General features: G+C 40.8%; 11 protein-coding genes and 1 pseudogene. 9 read left to right on the top strand and 3 right to left on the bottom strand.

All coding sequences use genetic code 11. The features are described from left to right. Positions 1–354: 354 nt before the first annotated feature. Complete coding sequence (locus ACK5MF_RS03835) at positions 355–1,047, bottom strand: DUF1481 domain-containing protein (RefSeq protein ID WP_416919536.1); 693 nt, start codon at positions 1,045–1,047, stop codon at positions 355–357. A gap of 59 nt (positions 1,048–1,106) precedes the next feature. Beyond that, positions 1,107–1,379, bottom strand: coding sequence for a nucleoid-associated protein HU-alpha (hupA, locus tag ACK5MF_RS03830; protein WP_416919534.1), 273 nt, complete (start codon positions 1,377–1,379; stop codon positions 1,107–1,109). Positions 1,380–1,742: 363 nt separating this feature from the next. Here hupA and ACK5MF_RS03825 point away from each other — a divergent pair, with 363 nt between their 5' ends. The 7 genes from ACK5MF_RS03825 (at position 1,743) to ACK5MF_RS03795 (ending at position 8,030) form a co-directional block, all read left to right on the top strand. Further along, positions 1,743–2,561, top strand: coding sequence for an HpcH/HpaI aldolase family protein (locus ACK5MF_RS03825; RefSeq protein WP_416919533.1), 819 nt, complete (start codon positions 1,743–1,745; stop codon positions 2,559–2,561). 23 nt (positions 2,562–2,584) lie between these two features. Further along, positions 2,585–3,307 (top strand): FadR/GntR family transcriptional regulator, encoded by a 723-nt coding sequence (locus tag ACK5MF_RS03820; protein WP_416919531.1) that lies wholly within the window; start codon positions 2,585–2,587, stop codon positions 3,305–3,307. Beyond that, positions 3,294–4,259, top strand: coding sequence for a DctP family TRAP transporter solute-binding subunit (locus ACK5MF_RS03815; RefSeq protein WP_416919529.1), 966 nt, complete (start codon positions 3,294–3,296; stop codon positions 4,257–4,259). Before ACK5MF_RS03820 ends, ACK5MF_RS03815 begins: the two co-directional genes overlap by 14 nt. Positions 4,260–4,344: 85 nt before the next feature. Continuing rightward, positions 4,345–4,821 (top strand): TRAP transporter small permease, encoded by a 477-nt coding sequence (locus tag ACK5MF_RS03810; RefSeq protein WP_416919527.1) that lies wholly within the window; start codon positions 4,345–4,347, stop codon positions 4,819–4,821. Beyond that, on the top strand, positions 4,818–6,089 hold the full coding sequence (locus ACK5MF_RS03805; protein WP_416919525.1) for a TRAP transporter large permease: 1,272 nt from the start codon (positions 4,818–4,820) through the stop codon (positions 6,087–6,089). Before ACK5MF_RS03810 ends, ACK5MF_RS03805 begins: the two co-directional genes overlap by 4 nt. Before the next feature lie 10 nt (positions 6,090–6,099). Further along, positions 6,100–7,065 (top strand): D-2-hydroxyacid dehydrogenase, encoded by a 966-nt coding sequence (locus ACK5MF_RS03800; RefSeq protein ID WP_416919523.1) that lies wholly within the window; start codon positions 6,100–6,102, stop codon positions 7,063–7,065. Between the two features lie 11 nt (positions 7,066–7,076). After that, positions 7,077–8,030, top strand: a complete 954-nt coding sequence (locus tag ACK5MF_RS03795; RefSeq protein ID WP_416919522.1) for an ROK family protein — start codon at positions 7,077–7,079, stop codon at positions 8,028–8,030. 127 nt (positions 8,031–8,157) lie between these two features. Here ACK5MF_RS03795 and ACK5MF_RS03790 read toward each other — a convergent pair whose 3' ends face one another. Then, on the bottom strand, positions 8,158–8,745 hold the full coding sequence (locus ACK5MF_RS03790; RefSeq protein ID WP_416919520.1) for a YjaG family protein: 588 nt from the start codon (positions 8,743–8,745) through the stop codon (positions 8,158–8,160). Between the two features lie 104 nt (positions 8,746–8,849). Between ACK5MF_RS03790 and ACK5MF_RS03785 the strand changes: the two are divergent. Together ACK5MF_RS03785 and ACK5MF_RS03780 are read left to right on the top strand one after the other, a co-directional pair. Continuing rightward, positions 8,850–9,119: pseudogene (locus ACK5MF_RS03785) on the top strand (D-2-hydroxyacid dehydrogenase); the annotation flags it as partial. 72 nt (positions 9,120–9,191) lie between these two features. Next, a partial coding sequence (locus ACK5MF_RS03780; RefSeq protein ID WP_416919518.1) for a transposase occupies positions 9,192–9,430 on the top strand: 239 nt, incomplete at its 3' end.

The following is a 9,430-nucleotide window of genomic DNA, read 5'->3' as shown; positions in this document are numbered from 1 at the left end:
TTCAGTCACTCCCCGCGCGTTTAAAAGATTTAACCGAGTCATTACGGGAGTTTATTATGCCAAAGCAAGACCGCCCAAATTATGAACGGGCGGTCAAGATAAAACCTATCAAATTCCCGTTGAAGAGCTCACGAAAAAAGAAAGAGAACTCTTAAACGAACAGCATTGTGCGAAGGCAGGAATCTGAATCTCACGATATGCGCAAGAAGAGCGAGATCCCGGATAAATGCTACGCATTTTCCGGGATGACGGTGGTTAGAGTATTTTCCGGAATAATGACGGTGATTAGCGTATTTTTCAGAATAACGATAATACTCGCTTCTTTATAATTAAGGAGAGAGCTAAATTTTTATATCACTCTTTAATCAAATTCGGTCTTTCAATACAGTCATGATCATCGTCGGCAAGAACCAATAACTCATCAATATAAACGGTGTTATTGCGGATTTTGCCAAGGAAGCCGATGTAGTTATCCAGGCTGGATAAACGGCTCATCACAAAACTAGGCAGAGTATGGTTAAATTCTACCTTGCTATAGTCTGCGCCATTGCAGGTTTCGAATGTGGAACCATCCCAAAAACCCTGAATCAACTCAAGGCCTTGCTTATTCTGGTCTTTGGTCATTTTAGTAATGGCATTGGCTTCTAAAACGTAGCGCTCTAGCTGACCTTCATTCAAAGGAAGAATTTTCTTATTGACCCGGTATTGCTGATACACCGCCTCGCCGTCTTTGTTAAAACGAACATGCGCGGTATAAGGCACTAGCTTACCGTCTTTGAGTTGTTCACCATTGCGAACCACTTCACGCACACTTCCTTCATCCCAACGGTAAGACGTTTGATACCAGCCATAGGTTTCTGACGTAACATGATCCGAGGCTGAAACGGCCTGAGTTGGACTTTCGCTATACCAATAATAACTGGCCGCATCTCCGGAACGTTGACCTCCAGAAAAATGGCTTATTTGGTTAAAGTTAGCTGTGGTTATGGAAGAGGAACATCCCGCAACAAGTGCGGCAGTGATTAGAGAGAAAAGGACTATTTTCATAGCAAAGAACGTTTCATAGCAAAGAACGCCGAGATAAAACTACCTCGGCGTAGTATAGATTACTTAATAGAATCTTTCAGAGCTTTACCCGCTACGAATGCAGGTACATTTGCTGCAGCGATTTGAATCTCAGCACCCGTTTTTGGGTTACGACCAGTACGAGCTGCACGATGATTTACTTTGAATGTACCAAAACCAATTAGTTGAACTTGGTCACCACCTTTTAGTGCACCTTCAACTGCGCCTAGAGTCGCTTCAAGAGCAGCTTTAGCTTGAGCTTTAGATAGATCTGCTTTTTCTGCGATAAAGTCGATTAATTGGGTCTTGTTCATTAGTTTTCCCTTCTGATAGGTTATCGAATTCGCTTCACTCTAAAGCATAAATGCCCAGTCTGGCAAAGGTTTGTCACGCAATATCCACTTAAATGACGTAGTTTTAACCATAATCTGAGCATCAACTCACAATTTACCGTCTCATCACTCCGTGACTTCATTGTTACTAATTCTTTTTTGCTAATAAACAGACAAATTCACATTGCTATTTTGTTCACTATTTGTACACGTCGACACTCCAAGAATAACAGGCATAACTAGCTAAAAGTTATACCACTTTTGAAAAGTGTGAAGAGGAGAGCAAAAAACAAACACTTTTGAGCGTATATTTCAACTAACCCAAACAAACATTAAGGCGAATAAATGACTCCTGCAGAATTTAAGAAAGCCATTGATAATGGTGAGAATGTTTACGGCACATTATTGACTGTGAACTCGCCATACTGGCTAGACGCTTGTAAAAAAATCGCACCAGATTTTTTGTTCATTGACACAGAACACACTGGTCACGATATCCAAAACTTGGCATGGATGTGTCGAGGCTATAAAGAGGCAGGGATTACTCCAATCGTACGAGTACCCAATCATGATCATTACAGTGCAACCGTTGCAATGGATGCAGGGGCTACTGGTATCATTTTCCCTTACTTAGAATCCGTCGAAGAGATAAAAGAACTGCTTTCTATCAAGTATCGACCACTCAAAGGCGAGAAAGTAAAACAACTCATTGATGGCAAAATTAAACTAAACGATACCATGCAAAAATATGTAGAGAATTATAATAAAAACACTACATTTTGGGTCAATATCGAAAGCGTGCGTGCGGTTAATAACCTTGACGATATCCTTGCCATTCCAGAGATTGATGGTGTGTTTGTCGGTCCTCACGATTTTTCTTGTCAATATGAAATGCCCGAAGATTACCACAATCCAGAGTTCATAGAACTCTGTCAAAACGTTATGCGTAAAGCTCGTGCAGCAGGTAAATCTGCAGGGGTGCATTTCCCATGGGCCGACTTAACATTTGAAAAATTAATGATGGATGCTGGCTCTAATTTTATCGTCCACGCGGCAGATATTCTGATGTTTATCGACACCGCAGTAGAAAAACTGGACGGCCTACGTGAACATGGAGGGAATAGTGATAAGATGGTAGGTAAACAGACACAGATTAATATCTAACCATCGAATAAAAGGGCAATAAATTGAGCAAAGTAATTCGTACCCGACTATCGGAGCAAATTGAAACAGACATCCTTACGCAAATTAAACAACGTGTACACTTAGATGGTGATTTATTGCCATCTGAACGAGATTTAATGGAAACTTACGGTGTCGGTCGACCTTCAGTTCGTGAAGCGCTGTTTTCTTTAGAATCCAAAGGATTTTTAAGATTATCGCGCGGAACTCGACCTGTAGTCAAAACACCAAGCTACGAAGCTCTATTAAATAATCTTCATGAAGTGTTACCGATCGTAGTGCAAAACAATGATGACTGGCTAAATTTTTACGAACTTCGTATTGCCCTTGAGCTTTATATAGCTTTGAAACTGTGTGAAACCGGACTAACGGAAGAACAACGCAAGTCTATACAACATATTCTGGATGAGATGGCTAAATCTCTTGATAGTGTCGATGATTATCTAACTTTAGATTTGGCTTTTCATAATACTCTTGCTGACGCAATGGATAACCCAATTTTAGTGGCTCTGTATAAAAGCATACTCAAATGGGGGATGCAGAATAAACGAGATTTGCAGCGCTCACTCAATATAAAAAAAACCAATCAACCAAAGACACAAGCTGAACACGTAGAAATATTTCGCGCTATTTGTGATCGGTCCTACGATGATGTCAGGCGCATTATTTTGATGACGTTTGAGCTTGATGATGAGGTTAATATAAGGGAACCCAATGATGAAGATTAAGAACCTTACTTTAGCTATTTCAGTAACCCTACTTGCTGGTACATCTTATGCGCAAACAACTTTATCGGTAGCATTTAACGAAAACCCAGATACAAACCACTATAAAGCCATAGATTCAATGAGACAGAAACTTGAAGAACTGTCCCACGGCGAAATGACGTTGAAACTTTATCCTTCTGACCAACTTGGCAAACTAAAAGATGTACTTCAACAAGTGAGCCATGGCGAAATTGATATGACACTTCAAGGCTTACCAGATATGTCATTCTTGATCCCAGAATTAAAAGTCATTGGCGAACCGTACGTAATTCGTGACATGGAACACCTACGTAAAGTCATGGCTTCTCCATATGGACAAGGATTGCTTGGCAAAATTGAAGATAAAGGCATCAAGACTATTGATTTATGGTACCTCGGCATACGTCAGACCACATCGAACCGCCCGATCAATTCAATTACCGATATGAAAGGATTAAAACTTCGAGTACCGGATGTTGATTTCTTGATGGACTATGCAAAAGCGTGTGGTGCGCGGCCGGTACCAATTAGTTCACAAGAGACATACCTAGCACTTCAAACGAACCAAATTGATGCACAAGAAAACCCTTTACCTTCAATTTACTCTTTTAAATTCAATGAAGTACAAAAAAACCTAGCAATAACCAACCACTTTATCGCTAATAAAGCGGTTCAAGTTTCTAAATCTAGATGGGATAGCTTAACAAGCGAGCAGCAAGGTTGGCTTAAACAAGCATCTCAAGCGGGTCGTGAACTTAACGATAAGCTTATGTATGAAGATGAAGCCAAACTTTTAATTAAGTTTAAGGCTGAAGGCATCAACGTGACATATCCTGATCTTGCTCCTTATCGAGAAGCGATGAAGCCTTATTACCAAAAACTTGATGATAAATTCGGCGCCGGTGTCGTAGAAAAAATTCAAGCGATTCAATAAACCCATTCCCGCTCCTAACTGCTATATCTATAAACTTCTAACTCAGTAGGGGCGGGTTTTTGCACTCTTAATTTGAGAAAATATCATGAAATGGAGTAAATATTCACCGGAAGGTATTGTATCTACCCTCTTTTTAACTGGTTTGTTGCTTGTCATTCTTTTACAAGTTTTTGGACGTTTGTTCATGGAAACCCCTCCGATTTGGACAGAGGAATTGTCTCGTTGGTTTTTTGTTTGGATGTGCTTTATCGGGCTTGGTGAAGTAACACGTACAAACAATCAACTCAAAGTAGATTTCCTTGTGGAAAGAATGCCTCGTACATACAACTTTCTATTTAATATGGGCGATCTCATCATCTACTTTATTATCACAGCCACTATCCTCTGGTATGGATTAAGTAGTACTGCTCGTGAAATGCATTCTTCTACTGTGACATTACCTGTACCGCGTGGGATCTTGTTTATGTCTTACCCTATTGGCGCAACGATAGTTCTATTACGCCTGATCCAAAAAATGAAAGAGCGCATCAAACGATTCACAGATGAAGGAGAGACAAAATGACGGTCGCAATTTTAGTTGGGATTTGGTTAATAGCCATATTTTTAGGCATCCCAGTAGGGGTAGCTTTACTCGGTATATCACTGGGTTATTTCGTTTATACTGGCGCCTCTCTGAGTTTTGCTCTTAACCATATTATTGGCGGTATTGACTCTTTTTCACTGCTCGCAGTACCACTGTTTATATTAACAGGCAACTTGCTAAATAGCGGTGGTATTACTGATCGCCTATTCGGTTTTGCTCGTACTCTTGTCGGACACCGTCCTGGAGGTTTAGGTCATGTAAACGTACTCGCTTCTTTATTTTTCTCTGGCATGTCTGGCTCTGCAATGGCAGATACTGGCGGATTAGGTAAATTAGAAATTAAAGCGATGAGAGATGCTGGCTACGATGATGATTTTTCATGTTCCGTCACAGCTGCCAGTTCGATTATAGGTCCACTCGTCCCACCATCTATTACTATGGTTCTTTACGGCGTTGTAACAAACACTTCGATTGGCGCTCTCTTTCTTGGCGGTGTTTTACCAGGAGTTTTGTGTACTGCGGCACTAATGGTCATGGTTCATCGTTACGCGATTAAGAATAATTATCCAACCGATAAAAAATCGACTTGTGCAGAAAAATGGCAGTCTTTGAAAAAGTCTTTTTCCGTGCTTCTCACACCTTTCATTATTATCGGTGGATTATTCTCAGGATTTTTCTCACCAACAGAAGCTGCAGCAATCACCGTATTTTATGCGCTTGTCATCGACCGTATTCAATATCATGAGCTGACATGGAAAAAGCTCTGGGATAGCCTTTATGAAACAGCTACCGTTACTTCATCTATTTCAGTCATTATCACCGGTGTATCCTTATTTGGATATATTGTTGCTCGCGAACAAGCTCCGCAACAAATAGTCAATCTATTTTTAGGCATGACTGAAAGTCCGATTATTTTCATGTTTATAGTCTGTTTTGTGTTATTTATTCTCGGTTCATTTATCGAGTCTCTCGCCATAATGATGATGGTGATCCCTATTCTTGCCCCTGTTGCCGCTCATTATGGTATTGATTCTATCCATTTCGGTGTCGTTGTCGTATTAAACTTGATGATATCAACACTCACACCACCAATGGGTATGGCACTGTTTGTTGTATCCAAAGTAGCAGAAGTAGATTTTGGCAGAATAATGAAATCCATTTGGCCTTGGTTGGTACCACCGACAGTCGTACTCATTTTAACTGTTCTCATTCCTCAAATAGCAACGCTCCTTCCATCATTACTTTAGGTCAGTAAAAATGAAAAAAATTATTAGTCTTGATAGCTACGCACTTAACCCTGATGATAATCCATTTTGTGATATAGCATCATTAGAAGAGATTACTTGTTATGATTTCGCTGCAAAAAGTATCGAGGAAACGATCGATCGTATTGGTGATGCTGAAATCGTAATCTTAAATAAAACGATTATTAACCGAGAAGTCATTGACGCTTGTCCAAACCTCAAATTCATCAGTGTTGCTGCTACCGGCTATAATGTCATTGATTCTTCTTATGCTGCCGAAAAAGGCATTAAGATTTCTAATGTGCCGATATATGGCACCACTACAGTATCGGAACACACATTTGCGCTTATATTTGCCCTAGCTCGTCGAGTTGAATTAAACAGCAATGATGTAATTCAAAATTCAGGATGGACCAAGAATCAAGATTGGACTTACTGGTTATCACCTCAGATTGAGCTGGCAGGTAAAACCTTAGGTATCATCGGATTTGGTAACATTGGTAAATCAGTCGGTCGAATTGGCGCGGCGATGGGCATGAAGATTATTGCATTCGATGCGGTGAAAGAACATGAGGTCGGTTATCCAGTAGAAATAAAAACGCTTGATGCCGTTTTTTCTGAAAGTGATATTCTTTCGCTACATTGCCCTGCATTACCATCAACGATGAATATGATTAATGCTGAAAACCTTAACAAAATGAAAGAAAATGCCTTTCTTATTAACTGTTCTCGAGGACAGTTGGTTGTAGAACAAGATCTCGCAGATGCACTGAATAATGCTCGCATTGCAGGTGCGGCGCTTGACGTTTTACAAATAGAGCCACCACAAGAAGATAATCCATTATTATCTGCAAAAAACTGCATTATTACACCTCATTTGGCTTGGGCCACATTAGATGCTCGCCAACGTATTGCTAAAACGGTCATTGACAACATAAAAGCATTTAAAGCAGGGCAACCCATAAACGTGGTAAATTAAAGGGGGGAAATATGTTTATTGGTTTGGATATTGGCGGAACAAAAATCGAGTCAATTCTTTACGACGCAAAGATCAATGAGGTTGTCCAGCGTGATAGAAAACCAACCCCAAAAAGTGATTATTCCGCATTCTTGACAGGTGTCATTTCAGCTATTGATTCGATGTTAAAGTTATCAGATGGTTCGACCAATACAATAGGCATTGGTTGCTGCGGTTCGGTTGATGTTCTGACAGGTAAGATGATAGGGGCGAATATCCTTTGCCTTAACGACAAAAATTTTTTAGATGATTTGCGATGTCACTATCCTGCATTTTCGATTGATATTGCGAATGATGCTGACTGCTTTGCGCTGTCTGAATTTCTAACAGGAGCCGCTTCAGAAGCAAAATCATCTTGTGCAGCAATCATTATGGGGACAGGGTTCGGTTCTGGGTTAATTATCAATGGCAACCTCATCACCGGTCTCAACGGATTGGTAGGAGAAATCGGTCACAATCCTTTACCTGGTTATAGCGTTGAAAAAGATGGCAGTAAGGAGGTGTGCTATTGTGGTGGCACAAACTGTGTAGAATCTTTTTGCTCTGGTACTGGCTTTGAACGCACCTATGAAGCTAAATATGGCAAGAAAATGTCATCTAAAGATATATTCAGCATGGCTCAAAAAGGAACATGTGAAGAAGCCCATATCTTGCTCTATGCCGATCAAGTTGCCCGAGTTATTGGCAATCTCATTAATCATATTGATCCTGAAATAATCGTACTTGGTGGCGGAATGTCGAATCAGACATTGTTATACCCGCTAATTAACGAACGAGTCTCTCAGTACACTTTCCACAAGAAAATCAAAACACCCATTGTACAAGCTTGTAATGGTGATTCATCAGGTGTAATCGGTGCAGCTCTACTACCGGTATTTCGCGAAAAAGGTGGTCTGATTTTAAAACAGGAATTGATGTCAGGATAACCACTATCCGCAAATTTTAAAGACATCTATCGAGAGACTTATAAGCAATAAAAAATAAACGGTTTTACGTTTGAACCGTTTATTTTTATCTTTACACTATCACACCAAACTAAAGAGTCACGCCCAACTAAAGAGTGAAACCCAGGTTACTCACGCCCTCTTCGCGCAGCTCTTGACGTAAATCTTTAATCAGGTCGATATCGCGACCTTCAGTTTCACGCAAAGGACGATAGATAGCCCATTGCACATCCCATTCAGCACAAACGGCTTCGTTCTGCTTTTGGTTTTCGTTGGTGATCTCTTCACCGGTTTGCGCTTCTTCGAGTTGCGCCACCGTTGTCACCGAGATCTGGCTCACTTCTAACATATTTTCAAACAAGTAATCGCGATCCAACAGACCATGCAGTAAGGTAGACAACGCCACACAAGCGTCAATGGCCGGGAAAACCGCATAGATATCGAAATCTTCAGAATTCGGGATGATCTCTTCCAGCTTCTCAAGTTGATGTTCAAAGTTCACTTTGGCGGTTTTTACCGTCAGTTGTTCCCACACGCTGTCAAGAATGTCACGATAAACGCGAGCATGACCAAATTCAGTATTTTCACAAAACATGGCATAGTTAGGGTACATACGCTCGCACAAGCAAGCCATGAAAGTAATTTGTTGCCAAGGTTCAAACTTTTCTAAGCGAACCTGCACAGGATTTTGCAGCATAAGTACTCAACCGTTGAGGAAAATAGACAGCGGAAGTGTACTGGATAAGCTTAAGTAACATCAAGAAACTTGAATAGAAACCGCAGAGGGAAAAAGCCGCTGTTATGAACAATTTCACTCACAAACTTTATATTTTGACGGAACATGACGACGTCTACCGCGAAAAGATTGAATCACTGGAACTCGAAGATTTGCTGATTACCGAGCAAAGAGAGGACGCGACCATCCTTTTAGCGGCACCACCAATGGCAGCCAAATGTCTTGACGATTTCCCTAAGCTTAAATGGTTGCAATCGGCTTATGCCGGTATTGATGCCTTAACCGCTCCTCATCTGCGAAAAGATTATCTACTAACGAACGTCAAAGGTATCTTTGTAGTGGTACAGTGAATTTGGCCACCTGAATAGAGGTGTTAAGATACACCTCAGAGACAAACAGGTGATTTTATGACAAATCGTACAAGCCGCACTTTTAGTGCGGAATTCAAACTTGAAGCAGCACAATTAGTAACAGAGCATGGCTATTCGGTTATCGAAGCCGCTAAAGCAATGAATGTAAGTCAATCAGCAATGGATCGCTGGGTACGGCAACTCAAGCAAGAGCAACGAGGCATTGCACCGAAAGCCTCTCCACTTACGCCAGAACAAATAGAAATCCGCGAGCTGAAGAAGAGAATCGCCAATCT

Source organism: Vibrio sp. (assembly GCF_047973365.1).
In the GTDB taxonomy this organism is placed as follows: Bacteria; Pseudomonadota; Gammaproteobacteria; order Enterobacterales; family Vibrionaceae; genus Vibrio.
The sequence above is the reverse complement of the archived record's forward strand: the minus strand, read 5'-3'. Positions and strand labels throughout refer to the sequence as shown.